Origin of the sequence: Facklamia sp. P13064, assembly GCF_050409425.1 — a bacterium.
Lineage (GTDB): Bacteria > Bacillota > Bacilli > Lactobacillales > Aerococcaceae > Facklamia.
Genome location: NZ_JBNUPM010000003.1, coordinates 76,756 through 93,089 on the forward strand (window position 1 = coordinate 76,756; position 16,334 = coordinate 93,089).

Consider the following 16,334-nt stretch of genomic DNA (forward strand, 5'->3'; position numbering starts at 1 on the left):
AGGAAAGAGGGGTAAATATACATGGGAAAAAGAGCATTTTCTCTTGAGAAAACTCGTAACATTGGAATTATGGCCCATATAGATGCTGGTAAGACAACGACTACTGAACGTATCTTGTATTATACCGGTAAGATCCATAAGATCGGTGAGACCCACGATGGTGGAGCTCAAATGGACTGGATGGAGCAAGAGCAAGAACGTGGTATTACCATTACTTCTGCTGCAACAACAGCTCAATGGAAAGAACACCGTGTAAATATCATCGATACGCCAGGACACGTGGATTTTACGGTTGAGGTTGAACGTTCATTACGTGTATTGGATGGAGCGGTTGCCTTATTAGATGCTCAATCAGGTGTAGAACCTCAAACTGAAACAGTTTGGCGTCAAGCTACTACCTATGGAGTACCTCGTATTGTATTTGTTAATAAAATGGACAAAATGGGAGCTGACTTTGAATATTCACTAAGAACCCTTCATGAGCGCTTAGACGCAAATGCAGTAGCTATGCAAGTTCCAATCGGATCTGAAGATGAATTCAAAGGAATCGTCGATATTGTTCATAAAAAAGCATATATTTATAATAACGATTTGGGGACAGAAATAGAAGAAACAGATATCCCAGAAGAATATCAAGAAAAAGCTGCTGAATATTATACAACTTTAGTTGAAGCAGTAGCTGATACTGATGAAGAAATTATGATGGCTTATCTTGAAGGGGAAGAAATTCCTGAAGATGTTTTGAAAAAAGCTATCCGTAAAGCAACAGTTAATGTTGACTTATACCCAGTCTTCTGTGGTACAGCCTTCAAAAACAAAGGGGTTCAATTATTACTAGATGGTGTTATTGATTACTTACCAAGTCCACTAGATGTTCCACCAATTATTGGTTTCGAACCAGGAAGTGAAAAGGAAATTGAACACCATGCGGATGACAGTGAGTCATTTGCAGCTTTAGCCTTCAAAGTTATGACAGACCCATTCGTTGGTCGTTTAACTTTCTTCCGTGTTTACTCAGGAACATTGGCATCTGGTTCATATGTTCAAAACGCAACTAAAGATTCGCGTGAGCGTGTAGGTCGTATCTTACAAATGCACGCTAACTCTCGTGAGGAAATTGCTGAAGTATTCTCGGGAGATATTGCTGCAGCTGTTGGTCTTAAGAATACAGGAACTGGAGATACTTTATGTGACCCAGATAACTTAGTTATTCTTGAATCAATGGAATTCCCTGATCCAGTTATTGAGGTAGCGATTGAACCTGATTCAAAAGCTGACCAAGATAAGATGGGCTTAGCCTTAGCTAAGTTAGCTGAAGAAGATCCAACCTTCCGTGCTTCAACTGACCATGAGACTGGTCAGACAATTATTGCCGGAATGGGAGAATTACACTTAGATATCATCGTTGACCGCTTAAAACGTGAATTTAAAGTTTCAGCTACGGTTGGTGCACCACAAGTTTCTTACCGTGAGACCTTCCGTGCCGCGACACAAGCTGAAGGTAAATTCGTTCGTCAATCAGGTGGTAAAGGTCAGTATGGTCACGTTTGGATCGAATTTGAACCAAATGAAGAAGGCGCTGGCTTTGAGTTTGAGAATGCGATTGTTGGTGGGGTTGTTCCTCGTGAATACATTCCAGCAGTAGAAGCAGGATTGAAAGATGCGATGGAAAATGGTGTCCTAGCAGGATTCCCATTAGTAGATATCAAAGCTAAGCTTTACGATGGATCTTATCACGATGTTGACTCTTCTGAAACAGCTTATAAGGTTGCGGCTTCAATGGCACTTAAGGCTGCTGCTAAGAAAGCACAACCTTCAATCCTTGAACCAATGATGGCTGTTGAAGTAACAGTTCCTGAAGAATATTTAGGAGATGTTATGGGACACGTGAACTCTCGCCGTGGACGTATTGAAGGTACTTCAACACGTGGAAACGCACAAATTGTTAAATCATTCATTCCTTTATCAGAAATGTTTGGCTACGCAACGACTTTACGTTCTTCAACTCAAGGTCGTGGCACATTTACAATGCAATTCGACCACTACGAAGATGTTCCAAAATCAATCGCTGAAGAAATCATCAAAAAATACGGTGGGTCTTCAGAAAATTAATCATAAGCAATAAAGGCTTATTAAGAAGAAAGACCAAGGTTAAGGGAAATATCCGTTGAATTCACTTCAATATCTTTGGTATAATAATTTTGATAGATTACATAATCTATAAACACTTTAAAATTAGGGGGATTTACTCAAATGGCAAAAGAAAAATACGAACGTACGAAACCGCATGTTAACATTGGTACTTTAGGACACGTTGACCACGGAAAAACAACTTTATCAGCTGCAATCGCGACTGTATTAGCTAAAAACGGATTCGGTGAAGCTAAGGACTATGCTTCAATCGATAACGCTCCAGAAGAAAAAGAACGTGGAATCACAATCAACACTTCTCATATCGAGTATGAAACTGCTAACCGTCACTATGCACATATTGACGCTCCAGGACACGCGGACTACGTTAAGAACATGATCACTGGTGCTGCTCAAATGGACGGTGCGATCTTGGTTGTATCTGCAGCTGATGGCCCAATGCCACAAACTCGTGAGCACATCTTATTATCGCGTCAAGTAGGAGTTCCTTACTTCGTAGTCTTCTTAAACAAAGTAGACATGGTTGACGATGAAGAATTATTAGAATTAGTTGAAATGGAAGTTCGTGACATGTTATCAGAATACGACTATCCAGGAGATGACATTCCAGTAATCGCAGGTTCTGCTCTTAAAGCTTTAGAAGGCGACGAAGCTTATGAAGCTAAAGTATTAGAGCTAATGGAAGAAGTAGATGCATATATTCCAGAACCAGAGCGTGACACTGACAAGCCATTCATGATGCCAGTCGAAGACGTATTCTCTATTACTGGTCGTGGTACAGTTGCTACAGGACGTGTTGAACGTGGACAAGTTCGTGTAGGTGACGAAGTTGAAATTGTAGGTATCGCTGAAGATACTATGAAGTCTACAGTAACTGGTGTAGAAATGTTCCGTAAGATGTTAGACTATGCTGAAGCAGGGGACAACATTGGTGCATTATTACGTGGAGTTACACGTGATGATATTGAGCGTGGACAGGTATTAGCAGCTCCAGGAACTATTACTCCACATACTAAGTTCGAAGCGGAAGTATATGTACTTTCTAAAGAAGAGGGTGGACGTCATACACCATTCTTTACTAACTATCGTCCTCAATTCTACTTCCGTACAACTGACGTAACAGGTGTTGTAGAATTACCAGAAGGAACTGAAATGGTTATGCCTGGTGACAACGTATCTATGACAGTAGAATTAATTCACCCAATCGCTATCGAAGACGGAACTCGTTTCTCAATTCGTGAAGGTGGACGTACTGTAGGTGCAGGTACTGTTACTAAAATTAATGCTTAATTAAATATTAAGAACAAAAGCCAAGCAAAATACTTGGCTTTTTTATTTTAGATTAATGTTTGTTGTATCAAGCTTAATCATGCTATACTAAAAGTAAATAAAATTTAGAAAGGGGAATGACGATGGATTTTAACAGTGTTGTTAGCTCTATTCCTGGAATAATAGGCTCATTACTTTTATTAATAGCAGCATTGATTTTGGCGCATTTTGCGAGAAAATATGCGATTAAGGCTATGGAGAGTATCGACTTTGACTTGAAATTACAAAAATGGGGGTTAGCTAGAACCGATGAGGAATCTAATGCCTTCTTAGAAACAATAGGCACTTTATTATATTTTATTATTGTACTTTTCTTTGTACCTTTCATTTTAAATGGATTAGGATTGGCAGGGGTTGTTGATCCAATATCTAATATGTTTGCGAAGTTTTTTGCTTACATTCCAAACATTATTGCAGCCGTTTTAATTATATTCATTGGCAACTTATTCTGTAAGTTTGTTAAACAGTTAACGCAAAACTTACTAGAAGGTTTCAATTTAGATAAGTGGTATAGTAAGATGACGGGGCAGGAAGAAAAAGAAAGAGTCAATGATACACATCTAGCTGAAGTGTTTTCGACCGTTGTTTATGTCTTAATATTTATTCCGATTTTAACAGTGGCCCTTGAAACACTAGGTATTCAGACTATTTCAGCACCGATTGTCGGTGTATTAAACTCTGTAATGTCAGCAATTCCTAATATAATTGTGGCAGTTATTCTTGTTTTTGTCGGTGGCTTCATTGCAAAATTGTTAGGTGATTTATTAGAAAGTCTATTAAAGACATCTGGTATCGACCAATATTCAAAATATTTAAATTTTAAAGGTGAAAGCCATATCCAAATTTCAAGCGTGATTGCTCAAGTGGCTAAATCACTATTACTTATTTTCTTTATTGTCGAAGCTATTTCAGTTCTTAACTTAGAAGTATTAAATGCGATAGGCACTTCTATTATTGCCTACATCCCTGATGTAATAGCTGCAGCGTTAATCTTAGCGGTAGGAGTAATTGGTGGTAATATTCTTGCAAGCTTTTTGAAAGAAGTTTCTGGTAGTAAAGTATTTGGAGAATTTGTTCGTTATGCTATTATTGTATTGGCGATTTTCATGACATTGAACCAATTAAAGTTTGCTCCAACAATTGTTAACGCGGCCTTTATTATTATTCTTAGTGCGGTAGCTGTTGCCTTCGCTCTTGCAGTTGGAATAGGTGGTAAGGATTTTGCTGCACGTCAACTAGAAAATATTGAAAAAAGCATTGAACACGAAGAAAAAGAAGAAGAACAGCAAAGATTCTAAAACTAATCAAAACAAAAAGCTCGCTATTCTTAATTGAATGAGCGAGCTTTTTTGTGATTGTAATTACGATTTATTGAATCAGTCGATTATAGTGACCAATGATTTGTTCAGATAACTCTTCAATCGATTGATTCTCTACATTAATCACGGTGGCACCTAGTTGATGATATAAATCATCTGCGAACATCAATTCTTGCTTTACTCTCTCAAGTGAAGAGTAAGTAGCTTTTTCACCTAACCCCATCATTTCGACTCGTTTTTTACGAATGTTTTGGATATATAGAGGAGAGGCAATCAAACCATATATTCTTCGTGAATCAGCCTGATAGATTTCATCAGGAATGTGAACTTCTGGAAAAATTGGTAAGTTGGCTACCTTATATGATTTATTAGCTAGGTACATACTTAAAGGTGTTTTGGAAGAGCGTGAAACTCCTAGCAATACAATGTCAGCTAATTCGAATCCTTTACGATTTTTACCATCATCGTACTTCACTGCAAATTCAATGGCTTGAATACGATCGAAGTAGTGATCATCGAGTCGATGTAGGGTTCCTGATTTTTCAGTAGCTGTCATATTTGTTTTTTGTGAAATAAGGTCTAGAATGGGGTGGATTACATTATGATAATCTAATCCGTTTTTCTTTGAGAACTCACTGGCGTAATTTTCTAGACCTTCATCAACTAAAGTAGTGATTAAAATCGCATTCACTTTAGCAGCCTCTTCAAGTATGGGTTTTAATTCATCCCGGGTGTTAATAAATGGAAATCTTTTTAAACTGATGTTGGTTAACTTTGGGAATTGGGCTAAAGCGGCGTTGGTAGCGCGTAGGGCTGTTTCACCGACAGAGTCGGAAATGACATAGAATTTGTAAGAATTGGTTACTGACATATTATTCCTCCGATTGGCTTAATTCAACCAAAAGATTCACGATATGAGTTTTTGATACTTTGCCAAGTATTTCATAGTCAGCGGTTACGATTGGCAGTGAATCAATCTGGTGTTCAGATATTAGGCGTGCCGCATCAAGCACCGTTTGATCGGGTTGAGCGACAATAATATTTGGCATTCTGGTCATTATAATGGTTAAGGGTGTATCCATTAACTGACCAATCGCTGAGCGGAGTAAATCCTTACGCGACACGATACCTGCTAGCTTGTGGTCTTCTTCATCAATTACATAGATAGAACCAGCATCATACATAAATAAGTGAGTAATTGCGTTTTGGACTGTAGTATCAGGTGTAACTGTGATAGCCTGGACCATAATATCTTTAACAAGATACTCTGAAAATGCTTCATATAATAAGGATTTTTCAGTTAATCCAGAATAAATATAGCCTACTTTTTGACGAGCATCGAGGATGCCCGTCATGGTTAAGACAGCGAAATCACTACGCAATGTTGATTTTGTTAAACCAAGCTTACTAGCAATTTCGTCGCCGGTGATTGGTTCATTTTCTTTAACGATTGAGATGATTTCTTCTTGTCGGGGTGAAAGTTTCATAGTTCCCCTCCTAGTTAATTAATTATACGTTTTTAATAGCGCTTTGTGCAGCGGCTAATTGTGCAATTGGTACACGGTAAGGTGAGCAAGATACATATGAAAGCCCTACTTGGTGGAAGTGTTCAATGGAACGAGGGTCTCCTCCTAGTTCTCCACAAACACCAATTTTCAAGTTTTCTTTCACGGATCGTCCTCGTTCTACAGCTATCTCAACAAGTTCTTTAACAGCAAAAGTATCAATAGTTTGGAAAGGATCATCTTTTAAAATGCCTTGGTCAAGGTATTGATTTAAGAATTTACCAGCGTCATCTCGTGAGTAGCCAAAGGTTAGTTGAGTCAAGTCATTGGTTCCGAACGAGAAGAATTCAGCGTCATTTGCTAATTGATCGGCAATTAAGCATGCACGAGGTGTTTCAACCATTACTCCAACTGTAAATTCCATACTTACCTTTTCTTGCTTTAGAACATTTTCTAAGTGTTCTTTTATTTTTGCTTTCAAGTGAATTAATTCAGCTTGACTACTCACTAAAGGAATCATGATTTCTGGTTTAACTTTAACACCGTCTTTTGCTACTTTCATAGCTGATCGGATAACTGCTTCTGCTTGCATGATATATAAGTCAGGGTAGGACATTCCCATACGACAACCACGGTGGCCCATCATAGGGTTAACTTCCTTCATAGATTGCACCCGGTCACTCAATTCAGAAGCATCAATTTGAAGTTGTTTAGCAACTTGTTTGATTTCATTTTGACCATGCGGTAAAAACTCATGTAAAGGAGCATCTAACAAACGTACTACCACTGGTTTTTCTTGCATTAACTCAAAGATATGTGAAAAATCTTCGGTTTGGAAATTACGGATAGCATCTAAAGATGTTTGACGATCAGCAGGGTTTTTGGCAAGTAAGAATTTGCGGATGGCTATTAGACGGTCTTCTTGGAAGAACATATGTTCAGTTCTAACTAGTCCAATACCAACTGCTCCAAAACGTAAACCGTTTTCAATATCTGAAGCTGTTTCGGCATTCATACGAATAGCTAATTGAGCATGCTGACGAGACCATTCTAAGACCTTATCTAAGTCTTCATTTGCTCCGCCTGCAACTGTTGGGATTTCACCGATGTAAAGACATCCTGTCGTACCGTCTACAGAAATGATATCTCCTTCATTTAGTTGACCACCAGGATAAGATAAAGTCTTCTTATCTTCATTGATGTCCAATTCACTACAACCAGCTACACAGCATTTACCCATTCCGCGAGCAACAACCGCTGCATGAGAAGTCATTCCTCCTTGACTGGTTACAATGCCATTAGCAGAGTTCATACCCACAATATCTTCTGGTGAAGTTTCATGACGCACTAAAATAACTGATTTGCCAGCATCTGCCCACTCTTTTGCAGTGACTGCATCAAAAACGATTTGTCCAGTTGCAGCACCCGGACTGGCTGGCAAGCCCAACTTAGAAACTAATTCAGCTTGATTTAGAGCATTCGGATCAAAGGCAGGGTGTAGCAATGTATGGAGGGATTCTGGATTAATAGTTAGAAGGGCTTGGTCGGGTGATAAGATGCCTTCATTTACAAAGTCCACCGCAATTTTGACAGCTGCTTGAGCAGTCCGCTTGCCATTTCTTGTTTGCAGAATATACAATTTTTTATCCTCAATCGTAAACTCAATATCCTGCATATCCGAATAGTGCTTTTCAAGTTTCTCAGTTAATTCTATGATTTGTTGATAGATGTTAGGGAATTGGTCACGTAGACGATTAATTGAAACAGGGGTACGTATACCAGCAACTACGTCTTCTCCTTGTGCATTAGTTAAGTACTCACCGTATAATTCGTGCTTACCGTTTGCGGGATTACGTGTGAAGAGAACACCTGTACCAGAAGTTTCGCCACTATTACCAAAGACCATTTCTTGGATGTTAACAGCAGTACCTAAGTCATCTGGAATATTGTTTAAGCGACGGTAAACAATAGCCCGTTGATTATTCCAAGATTTGAAGACAGCTTCAACCGCTGCGTAAATCTGTTGGTAAACATCTTGAGGGAATGGATGGTTCAATTCTTCTTGATAGATAGCTTGATAATCTTTAACAATTCCTTTAAGGTGTTCAGCTGTCAATTCGTAATCATAGTGCAAATGATTGTCTAATTTAACTTGCTTAAGAATTTTTTCAAACTTAGCCATATCGATTTCATAAACGACGTTCCCATACATTTGTAGAAGACGACGATAACAGTCGTATGCGAAACGTTCATTGTTGGTGATTTGAGCTAATTTTAAGACATTTTCATCGTTAAGCCCTAAGTTTAATATAGTATCCATCATACCTGGCATAGAGATTTTTGCTCCAGAGCGAACGGAAACTAATAATAATTTTTCTGGATCATTAAAGGTCTTGCCTGAGATTTCTTCAAGATGGCTCACGGCTTCGGCAATTTCATCTTTAAGCTCAGTTTTTAACCCCTTAGCTTCCTCTAAGTATTCCAAACATGCTTGAGTCGAAATAGTAAATCCTTGGGGAACAGGGAAGCCTAGACTAGTCATTTCAGCCAAGTTGGCTCCTTTACCGCCTAATAGATCCTTCATTTTGGCATTTCCTTCACCAAATGCATAAACACGTTTCATCAACAAACCTCCTAAAAATTTAAGTAGTGCAACTTATCGTATTATATAATGCATACTATTACTTGTCAATCTAAAATAAGCCACAAAAATTATTGTTTTTAACGCTATGTAAGTTTAATAGTGTTGCTTATTTAAACGCTAAAATGTTTAATGAAAGCACATGATAAAAAGAAGGGTAAAAATTGACTTATTTTCGAGAGAATGGTAAAATATAGGCGTACAATTAGCTTGTGAAAAAACAATTTGGAGGCAGAAATATTTATGAAAGTGATCATCATTGGAACAAACCATGCTGGAATAGCAGCGGCAAATACTTTGTTAGAAAATTATCCAGAGCACGAAATTGTGATGTTGGAACGTAATTCAAATCTTTCTTATCTTGGCTGCGGAACAGCTTTATGGGTAGGTCGTCAAATTGATGATTATAAGGGTCTTTTCTATACAAACGAGGAGGCTTTCGCTAAAAAAGGAGCCCGAATTTATACTGAAACTGAGGTTTCTAACATCGATTTTTCGAATAAAAAGGTATACGCTCTGAAAAAAGATGGCGAAAAACTTGAGGAAAGCTATGATAAATTAATCTTAGCTACAGGATCATTGCCAATCACTCCTAAATTCCCGGGTTATGATTTGGAAGGATTACACTTCTTAAAATTATTCCAAGAAGGACAAGCGGTTGATAAAGCCTTAGCAGATAAAGGGGCAAAAAATGTTTGTGTAATTGGTGCAGGTTATATCGGTGTCGAAATTGCTGAAGCTGCTAAGAGACGTGGAAAAAACGTTCGCATTTTTGATGCTGAAAAAACTTCACTAGCTAGTTACTATGATCCTGAATTCGCTAAGATGATGGACCAAAACTTAGAGCGTAATGGCATATCAACACATTTTGGTGAATTAGTTCAAGAATATATCGGTGAAAACGGTAAAGTTAAGGCTGTGAGAACAGATAAGGGCACTTATGAAGCAGATGTGGTAATTAATTCAATCGGCTTCCAAGCGAATACCGAGTTAGGTAAAGACCATCTCGACTTATTTGAAGGTGGAGCATATCTTGTAGACCGCCATTTTAAAACATCAGATGATGATGTCTATGCGATTGGAGACTGTGCCAGCAATTACTCCAATGCCATTCAGGATACAACATACATTGCCTTAGCTTCTAATGCGGTTCGATCAGGTATTGTTGCAGCTCATAACCTTGCAGGTACTGAGTTGGAAGGAGCTGGTGTACAGGGATCAAACGGAATTAATATTTTCAACTTAAAATTAGTCTCAACTGGTTTGACGTTAAAGGCAGCTGAACTAGCAGGTGTTGATGTAGACTATGTAGAACATGAAGATACACAATTTCCCGGATTTATGCCTGAAAATCATCAAGTCAAAATAAGAATTGTCTATGAAAAGACAAGTCGTCGGATAGTAGGGGCTCAGCTAGCTTCAGATTACGATGTATCTTTATTAATCCATATGTTTTCACTAGCTATTCAAGAAGAAGTTACGATTGATAAGTTAGCCTTATTAGATACCTTCTTCCTACCTCACTTTAACCAACCGTATAATTACATTACTGTGGCTGCTTTAAAAGCTAAAAAACAATTAAAGTAAGATAATTTAAAATCCTCTATATAATAAGGTAGCAATTATGTTTTTCTAGGAAAATTGATATTAGTTTTCCTGCAGCTAAAAAAAACATAAAAGCTATCTTTTTTTATAAATACTCAAGAAAGCTTTGATTATCGCTTGCATTAGCAATCTATCTTCGGTATAATATCGGTTGTGTCAATTGGAGGGTTCTGCCCCGAAATGGGCACAATCCCTCGAGAAGAGGGAGATATGCAGTGAAACGAGAGGTTGTGACACGCCAGGCCAAGTTGCCAAGGGCTGGTTTGTTAGAAATTCTTGTGGAGCAAGTCACATATTTTATATTGACGAAGGAGGAAATAAAAATGGCAAATCAAAAAATTCGTATTCGCTTAAAAGCTTATGAGCACCGTGCTCTTGATGTTTCTGCAGCGAAAATAGTTGAATCTGCTCAAAGAACAGGGGCTAAGACATCGGGTCCAATCCCTTTACCAACAGACCGTTCTGTTTATACAGTTATTCGTGCAACACACAAGTATAAAGATTCTCGTGAGCAGTTCGAAATGCGTACACACAAACGTTTGATCGACATCGTTAACCCTACTGCTAAAACAGTAGACGCTTTAATGAAGTTAGACTTACCAAGCGGTGTGGACGTAGAAATCAAATTATAAAAAATAAAATAATGGAGGTGTACTCATGACCAAAGGAATCTTAGGAACTAAAGTCGGAATGACTCAATACTTTACTGAAAATGGTGAATTAATTCCTGTTACTGTTATCCAAGCTCCTGCAAACGTTGTTTTACAAGTTAAAACAGTTGAAACAGATGGCTATGAAGCAGTTCAAGTAGGATACCAAGATTTACGTGAAGTATTGACTAATAAACCACATAAGGGTCATGTAGCAAAAGCTAATGCTACTCCTAAGCGCTTCGTTCGCGAATTTCGTGATGTTGAGCTAGGAGAATATGAAGTAGGGCAAGAAATCACAGTTGAAACATTCGCAGTTGGTGACATCGTCGATGTGACGGGTACATCCAAAGGTAAAGGTTTCCAAGGAGCTATTAAGCGCCACGGACAATCTCGTGGACCTATGGCTCACGGTTCTCGTTACCACCGTCGTCCTGGATCAATGGGTATGGCGTCAGACGCTTCTAAAGTGTTTAAAGGTAAAAAATTACCTGGACAAACTGGTGGCGAACGTATCACTATTCAAAACTTGGAAATCGTATCAATAGATAGCGAAAACAATGTGATTCTTATTAAAGGAAACGTTCCAGGTGCTAAGAAGTCACTCGTTGAAATTAAACAAGCAATTAAAACAGTTAAATAATATCTAAGAGGGGAGGAACGAGCAAATGCCAAAAGTTACATTATTTAAACAAGATGGAACACAAGCAGGAGAAGTTGAATTAAACGAAGCAATCTTCGGAATTGAACCTAATGAAGCGGTAGTTTTCGAAGCAGTCGTAATGCAAAGAGCTTCACTACGTCAAGGGACTCACGCGGTTAAAAATCGCTCAGCCGTTAGCGGTGGAGGACGTAAACCGTGGAGACAAAAAGGAACTGGACGTGCGCGTCAAGGTTCTACTAGATCACCACAGTGGGTAGGCGGTGGAATTGTCTTTGGACCAACACCTCGTTCATACAGTTACAAATTACCTAAGAAAATGCGTCGTTTAGCCTTAAACTCTGTGCTATCTCAAAAAGTTATGGATGAGAAGTTAACAGTTGTTGATGAATTAGTCTTTGACGCACCAAAATCAAAAGAATTCAAAGCGGTATTAAACAACTTAAATATTGATAGCAAAACATTATTAATCTTAGAAGGTGCAAATGAAACAGCGTACTTATCTGCACGTAACATTCCAAATGTAAAAGTGATTGATGATTTGAATGTGAATGTTTTAGATGTAATTAATGCGGATCGTATCTTAATTACAAGAGCTGCGCTTTCAACAGTAGAGGAGGCTTTAGCATAATGCAATTATCAGAAGTTTTATTACGTCCAGTAATTACCGAACAATCAATGCTAGCCATTGATGATAATAAATATACTTTCGAGGTTGACCGTCGTGCTAATAAGACTCACATCAAGCAAGCTGTTGAAGCAATGTTTGAAGGTGTTAAAGTAGCGAAAGTTAATACTATTAATGTAGATGGAAAAGCAAAGAGAATGGGACGTTATCAAGGTTTCACTCGTAAGTACAAAAAAGCAGTGGTTACCTTAACAGAAGATTCAAACCGGATCGAATTGTTTGGCGAAGACGCTGAGTAATTCTGGAAAATATTAAAATAGGAGGGTAACGCAGTGGCAATTAAACATTATAAAGCGACGACTAATGGACGTCGTAACATGACTGGATATGATTTTTCAGAGATCACTACAAAAACACCTGAAAAAAGCTTGTTAGAGTCAAAAAAACAACGTGCAGGTCGTAATGGTCAAGGAAAAATAACCGTACGTCACCACGGTGGTGGAAATAAACGTGCTTACCGTGTGATTGATTTTAAACGTAATAAAGATGGAGTAGTCGGAACAATTAAAACAATTGAATACGATCCAAATCGTACTGCTAACATTGCTCTAGTGCATTATGAAGACGGTGTTAAAACATATATTCTAGCACCTAAAGGCCTTAAAGTAGGCCAAAAAATTGAGTCTGGTGACAATGCGGATATCCAAATAGGAAACGCTTTAGCACTATCTAATATTCCGGTTGGTACAGTTATTCACAACGTGGAATTAAAACCAGGAAAAGGTGGACAATTAATTCGTTCAGCTGGTACAAGTGCTCAAGTTTTAGGACAAGAAGGCAAATACACTCTAGTTCGTCTGAACTCAGGTGAAGTTCGCATGATCTTATCAACTTGCCGTGCAACGATCGGAACAGTTGGTAACGAACAACACGAATTGATTAATATTGGTAAAGCAGGACGTTCTCGTTGGTTATCAAAACGTCCAACTGTTCGTGGATCTGTAATGAACCCTAACGATCACCCACACGGTGGTGGTGAAGGTCGTACTCCAATCGGTCGTCCATCACCAATGACACCATGGGGTAAAAAAGCTATGGGTGTTAAAACTCGTAACGCTAAGAAGAAATCTAGCAAATTAATTATTCGTGGACGTAAGAAATAATAACCAATAAATTCTGAAGGGAGGCTACATTGTGACTCGTAGTTTGAAAAAAGGACCTTTTATAGATGAACATTTAATGAAAAAGGTAGAGGCTCAACAAGATGCCCAAAAAAAACAAGTGATTAAGACATGGTCTCGTCGTTCAACAATTTTCCCTAATTTTATTGGGATGACAATTGCTGTATATGATGGCCGTAAGCACGTGCCTGTATTTATCCAAGAAGATATGGTCGGTCATAAGTTAGGAGAGTTCGTTCCTACACGTACATATAGAGGCCACGTTGACCAAGATAAGAAAACTAAGAAACGCTAATAAGAGGAGGTATATAAGATGTCTGAACAAATTACATCTGCTAAGGCAATGGCAAAAACAGTTCGAATTGCTCCTCGTAAAGCTCGCTTAGTAATGGATCTTATCAGGGGCAAGCAAGTTGGAGAAGCAATGGCTATTTTGAAGTTCACTCCAAAAGCTGGTTCACCAATTATAGAAAAAGTATTAATGTCAGCTATTGCAAATGCTGAACATAATTATGACTTAGATTTAGAAACGTTGTATGTAAGTGAAGCATACGTTAACGAAGGACCAACCATGAAACGTTTCCGTCCTCGTGCTAAAGGGTCAGCTTCACCGATCTTAAAACGTACAAGCCACATTACAATTGTGGTATCAGAAAAAGAGGAGGCTTAATTAATGGGTCAAAAAGTACATCCGATTGGAATGCGAGTTGGCATCATCCGCGATTGGGATACTAAATGGTACGCAGACAAGCAATATGCAGACTATTTACACGAAGATATCAAGATTCGTGAGTATCTCTACAAGAAATTAGCTGATGCCTCTGTATCCGTTATTCAAATTGAACGTGCAGCAAACCGCGTTGTAGTTTCTGTTAACACAGCTAAGCCAGGTATGGTAATTGGTAAAGGTGGATCAGAAGTCGACGTATTACGTGCTGAACTAAATAAATTAACCGGCAAACAAGTTCAATTAAACATTGTTGAAATTAAAGAACCAGCATTAGATGCTAAATTAGTTGCAGAAGATATCGCTCAACAATTAGAAAACCGTGTGGCATTTCGTCGGGCTCAAAAGCAAGCCATCCAACGTGTGATGAGAGCTGGCGCTAAAGGAGTTAAAACGATGGTTTCTGGCCGTTTAAATGGTGCGGATATGGCAAGAACTGAGCACTATACTGAAGGAACAGTTCCATTACATACGCTACGTTCTGATATTGATTATGCTTGGGAAGAAGCAGACACTCAATATGGAAAACTTGGAGTGAAAGTATGGATTTGTCGTGGTGAAATCTTACCAACTAAAAATAACTCTCAGAGAGGAGGAAATTAATCATGTTAGTACCTAAACGTGTAAAACACCGTCGTGAATTCCGTGGTAAAATGCGCGGAGAAGCAAAAGGTGGAAAGCAAGTTGACTTTGGATCATACGGTCTAAGAGCTACAGAAACAGGTTGGATTACCAACCGTCAAATCGAAGCTGCCCGTATCGCTATGACACGTTATATGAAACGTGGTGGGAAAGTATGGATTAAGATCTTCCCTCATAAATCATATACAAGTAAAGCTATTGGTGTTCGTATGGGTAAAGGTAAAGGGGCACCCGAAGGATGGGTAGCACCTACAAAACGTGGAAAAGTTCTATTTGAAATTGACGGTGTGAGCGAAGAGATCGCTAGAGAAGCCTTCCGTTTAGCTTCCCATAAATTGCCAATCAAGACAAAATTTGTAAAACGTGAAGAATATGGTGGTGAATCGAATGAAAATTAATGAAATAAGAGAATTATCCACTGCTGAAATGGTTGAAAAAGAAAAAGAATTTAAGCAAGAATTGTTTAACCTTCGATTCCAATTAGCAACAGGACAATTAGAAAACACTGCCCGTTTACGTCAAGTACGTAAATCTATTGCTCGCATAAAAACAGTCTTGCGTGAGCAAGAATTGTCTAAGTAAAAACGACAAAGGAGGCACATATTAAATGACTGAACGTAACCAACGTAAAGTTTACCAAGGACGTGTAGTGTCAGATAAAATGGACAAAACCATTACTGTGCAAGTAGACACACGTAAAATTCATCCTAAATACGGTAAACGTGTAAAATATTCTAAGAAATATAAAGCTCATGATGAGTTAAATCAAGCTAAAGAAGGCGACATCGTACGTATCATGGAAACTCGTCCATTATCTGCTACGAAACGCTTCCGTTTATTAGAAATTGTTGAAGAAGCAGTAATTATCTAATAATTGCGAAAATCGGAAGGAGGATAACGAAATGATTCAACAGGAAAGTCGATTAAAAGTTGCTGATAATTCAGGAGCTCGTGAAGTGTTGACAATTAAAGTGTTAGGCGGATCAGGGCGCAAAACAGCTAATATAGGCGACGTCATCGTTGCAACGGTTAAACACGCAACGCCAGGTGGAGTTGTCAAAAAAGGTGATGTTGTTAAAGCGGTAATCGTTCGAACTAAATCAGGAGCTCGCCGTAAGGATGGTTCTTATATTAAGTTTGACGAAAATGCATGTGTAATTATTCGAGACGATAAGAGCCCACGTGGGACACGTATCTTTGGACCAGTTGCACGTGAATTGCGTGATAACAACTTCATGAAGATTGTTTCATTAGCTCCAGAAGTTCTGTAATTTTAAGAAAAAGGAGGAAACAGT

General features: G+C 38.4%; 19 protein-coding genes. 16 read left to right on the forward strand and 3 right to left on the reverse strand.

The annotated features are described in order from the left end of the window. The first annotated feature begins 21 nt into the window (after positions 1–21). The 3 genes from fusA (at position 22) to ACQV2S_RS02455 (ending at position 4,778) form a co-directional block, all read left to right on the forward strand. The gene (fusA, locus tag ACQV2S_RS02445; RefSeq protein ID WP_428873229.1) at positions 22–2,112 is read left to right on the forward strand and encodes an elongation factor G; all 2,091 of its coding nucleotides are present in this window, start codon (positions 22–24) and stop codon (positions 2,110–2,112) included. A 141-nt stretch (positions 2,113–2,253) separates the two neighbouring features. Next, complete coding sequence (gene tuf, locus ACQV2S_RS02450; RefSeq protein WP_428873231.1) at positions 2,254–3,441, forward strand: elongation factor Tu; 1,188 nt, start codon at positions 2,254–2,256, stop codon at positions 3,439–3,441. 122 nt (positions 3,442–3,563) lie between these two features. Next, positions 3,564–4,778: a mechanosensitive ion channel gene (locus ACQV2S_RS02455; protein ID WP_428875349.1), complete on the forward strand. Its 1,215-nt coding sequence runs from the start codon at positions 3,564–3,566 to the stop codon at positions 4,776–4,778. Positions 4,779–4,848: 70 nt separating this feature from the next. Here the strand turns inward: ACQV2S_RS02455 and ACQV2S_RS02460 are convergent, their stop codons facing one another. The 3 genes from ACQV2S_RS02460 to ppdK are packed head-to-tail and all read right to left on the reverse strand — an operon-like array spanning position 4,849 to position 8,927. Next, positions 4,849–5,670 carry a pyruvate, water dikinase regulatory protein gene (locus ACQV2S_RS02460; RefSeq protein WP_428875347.1) on the reverse strand — a complete coding sequence of 274 codons (822 nt, stop codon included), beginning with the start codon at positions 5,668–5,670 and terminating at the stop codon, positions 4,849–4,851. Position 5,671: 1 nt separating this feature from the next. After that, positions 5,672–6,286: a helix-turn-helix transcriptional regulator gene (locus tag ACQV2S_RS02465; protein WP_258436781.1), complete on the reverse strand. Its 615-nt coding sequence runs from the start codon at positions 6,284–6,286 to the stop codon at positions 5,672–5,674. A gap of 22 nt (positions 6,287–6,308) precedes the next feature. After that, the gene (gene ppdK / locus ACQV2S_RS02470; protein ID WP_428873235.1) at positions 6,309–8,927 is read right to left on the reverse strand and encodes a pyruvate, phosphate dikinase; all 2,619 of its coding nucleotides are present in this window, start codon (positions 8,925–8,927) and stop codon (positions 6,309–6,311) included. 261 nt (positions 8,928–9,188) lie between these two features. Between ppdK and nox the strand changes: the two genes are divergently transcribed. From nox to rplN, 13 genes are all read left to right on the forward strand, one after another. Further along, entirely contained in the window at positions 9,189–10,532 is a 1,344-nt protein-coding gene (gene nox, locus ACQV2S_RS02475; RefSeq protein ID WP_428882165.1) for a H2O-forming NADH oxidase, read from the forward strand. A 341-nt stretch (positions 10,533–10,873) separates the two neighbouring features. Beyond that, positions 10,874–11,182 carry a 30S ribosomal protein S10 gene (rpsJ, locus tag ACQV2S_RS02480; protein WP_428873238.1) on the forward strand — a complete coding sequence of 103 codons (309 nt, stop codon included), beginning with the start codon at positions 10,874–10,876 and terminating at the stop codon, positions 11,180–11,182. A 25-nt stretch (positions 11,183–11,207) separates the two neighbouring features. Next, positions 11,208–11,843 (forward strand): 50S ribosomal protein L3, encoded by a 636-nt coding sequence (gene rplC / locus ACQV2S_RS02485; RefSeq protein WP_428873239.1) that lies wholly within the window; start codon positions 11,208–11,210, stop codon positions 11,841–11,843. A gap of 25 nt (positions 11,844–11,868) precedes the next feature. Next, the gene (gene rplD, locus ACQV2S_RS02490; RefSeq protein WP_428875087.1) at positions 11,869–12,492 is read left to right on the forward strand and encodes a 50S ribosomal protein L4; all 624 of its coding nucleotides are present in this window, start codon (positions 11,869–11,871) and stop codon (positions 12,490–12,492) included. After that, entirely contained in the window at positions 12,492–12,788 is a 297-nt protein-coding gene (locus ACQV2S_RS02495) for a 50S ribosomal protein L23 (RefSeq protein WP_090289517.1), read from the forward strand. Before rplD ends, ACQV2S_RS02495 begins: the two co-directional genes overlap by 1 nt. A 33-nt stretch (positions 12,789–12,821) precedes the next feature. Continuing rightward, positions 12,822–13,652, forward strand: a complete 831-nt coding sequence (gene rplB / locus ACQV2S_RS02500) for a 50S ribosomal protein L2 (protein ID WP_428873242.1) — start codon at positions 12,822–12,824, stop codon at positions 13,650–13,652. Positions 13,653–13,683: 31 nt separating this feature from the next. Continuing rightward, the gene (rpsS, locus tag ACQV2S_RS02505) at positions 13,684–13,965 is read left to right on the forward strand and encodes a 30S ribosomal protein S19 (protein ID WP_090289515.1); all 282 of its coding nucleotides are present in this window, start codon (positions 13,684–13,686) and stop codon (positions 13,963–13,965) included. Positions 13,966–13,983: 18 nt separating this feature from the next. Continuing rightward, the gene (gene rplV / locus ACQV2S_RS02510; protein ID WP_428873243.1) at positions 13,984–14,340 is read left to right on the forward strand and encodes a 50S ribosomal protein L22; all 357 of its coding nucleotides are present in this window, start codon (positions 13,984–13,986) and stop codon (positions 14,338–14,340) included. 3 nt (positions 14,341–14,343) lie between these two features. Continuing rightward, positions 14,344–15,000 (forward strand): 30S ribosomal protein S3, encoded by a 657-nt coding sequence (gene rpsC, locus ACQV2S_RS02515; RefSeq protein WP_428875089.1) that lies wholly within the window; start codon positions 14,344–14,346, stop codon positions 14,998–15,000. Positions 15,001–15,002: 2 nt separating this feature from the next. Then, on the forward strand, positions 15,003–15,437 hold the full coding sequence (gene rplP, locus ACQV2S_RS02520) for a 50S ribosomal protein L16 (RefSeq protein ID WP_258436790.1): 435 nt from the start codon (positions 15,003–15,005) through the stop codon (positions 15,435–15,437). After that, positions 15,427–15,621, forward strand: coding sequence for a 50S ribosomal protein L29 (gene rpmC / locus ACQV2S_RS02525; RefSeq protein ID WP_090289511.1), 195 nt, complete (start codon positions 15,427–15,429; stop codon positions 15,619–15,621). The genes rplP and rpmC overlap by 11 nt, the downstream gene beginning before the upstream one ends. 25 nt (positions 15,622–15,646) lie before the next feature. Beyond that, on the forward strand, positions 15,647–15,910 hold the full coding sequence (gene rpsQ / locus ACQV2S_RS02530) for a 30S ribosomal protein S17 (RefSeq protein WP_428873246.1): 264 nt from the start codon (positions 15,647–15,649) through the stop codon (positions 15,908–15,910). A 31-nt stretch (positions 15,911–15,941) separates the two neighbouring features. After that, positions 15,942–16,310, forward strand: coding sequence for a 50S ribosomal protein L14 (gene rplN, locus ACQV2S_RS02535; protein WP_090289509.1), 369 nt, complete (start codon positions 15,942–15,944; stop codon positions 16,308–16,310). Positions 16,311–16,334 lie beyond the last annotated feature (24 nt).

What these genes read in the sequence shown, in the direction of transcription:
- fusA (WP_428873229.1), top strand. Translation starts at nt 22, where the DNA reads ATGGGAAAAAGAGCATTTTCTCTTGAGAAAACTCGTAACATTGGAATT.
- tuf (WP_428873231.1), top strand. Translation starts at nt 2,254, where the DNA reads ATGGCAAAAGAAAAATACGAACGTACGAAACCGCATGTTAACATTGGT.
- ACQV2S_RS02455 (WP_428875349.1), top strand. Translation starts at nt 3,564, where the DNA reads ATGGATTTTAACAGTGTTGTTAGCTCTATTCCTGGAATAATAGGCTCA.
- ACQV2S_RS02460 (WP_428875347.1), bottom strand. Translation starts at nt 5,670, where the DNA reads ATGTCAGTAACCAATTCTTACAAATTCTATGTCATTTCCGACTCTGTC.
- ACQV2S_RS02465 (WP_258436781.1), bottom strand. Translation starts at nt 6,286, where the DNA reads ATGAAACTTTCACCCCGACAAGAAGAAATCATCTCAATCGTTAAAGAA.
- ppdK (WP_428873235.1), bottom strand. Translation starts at nt 8,927, where the DNA reads ATGAAACGTGTTTATGCATTTGGTGAAGGAAATGCCAAAATGAAGGAT.
- nox (WP_428882165.1), top strand. Translation starts at nt 9,189, where the DNA reads ATGAAAGTGATCATCATTGGAACAAACCATGCTGGAATAGCAGCGGCA.
- rpsJ (WP_428873238.1), top strand. Translation starts at nt 10,874, where the DNA reads ATGGCAAATCAAAAAATTCGTATTCGCTTAAAAGCTTATGAGCACCGT.
- rplC (WP_428873239.1), top strand. Translation starts at nt 11,208, where the DNA reads ATGACCAAAGGAATCTTAGGAACTAAAGTCGGAATGACTCAATACTTT.
- rplD (WP_428875087.1), top strand. Translation starts at nt 11,869, where the DNA reads ATGCCAAAAGTTACATTATTTAAACAAGATGGAACACAAGCAGGAGAA.
- ACQV2S_RS02495 (WP_090289517.1), top strand. Translation starts at nt 12,492, where the DNA reads ATGCAATTATCAGAAGTTTTATTACGTCCAGTAATTACCGAACAATCA.
- rplV (WP_428873243.1), top strand. Translation starts at nt 13,984, where the DNA reads ATGTCTGAACAAATTACATCTGCTAAGGCAATGGCAAAAACAGTTCGA.
- rpsC (WP_428875089.1), top strand. Translation starts at nt 14,344, where the DNA reads ATGGGTCAAAAAGTACATCCGATTGGAATGCGAGTTGGCATCATCCGC.
- rplP (WP_258436790.1), top strand. Translation starts at nt 15,003, where the DNA reads ATGTTAGTACCTAAACGTGTAAAACACCGTCGTGAATTCCGTGGTAAA.
- rpmC (WP_090289511.1), top strand. Translation starts at nt 15,427, where the DNA reads ATGAAAATTAATGAAATAAGAGAATTATCCACTGCTGAAATGGTTGAA.
- rpsQ (WP_428873246.1), top strand. Translation starts at nt 15,647, where the DNA reads ATGACTGAACGTAACCAACGTAAAGTTTACCAAGGACGTGTAGTGTCA.
- rplN (WP_090289509.1), top strand. Translation starts at nt 15,942, where the DNA reads ATGATTCAACAGGAAAGTCGATTAAAAGTTGCTGATAATTCAGGAGCT.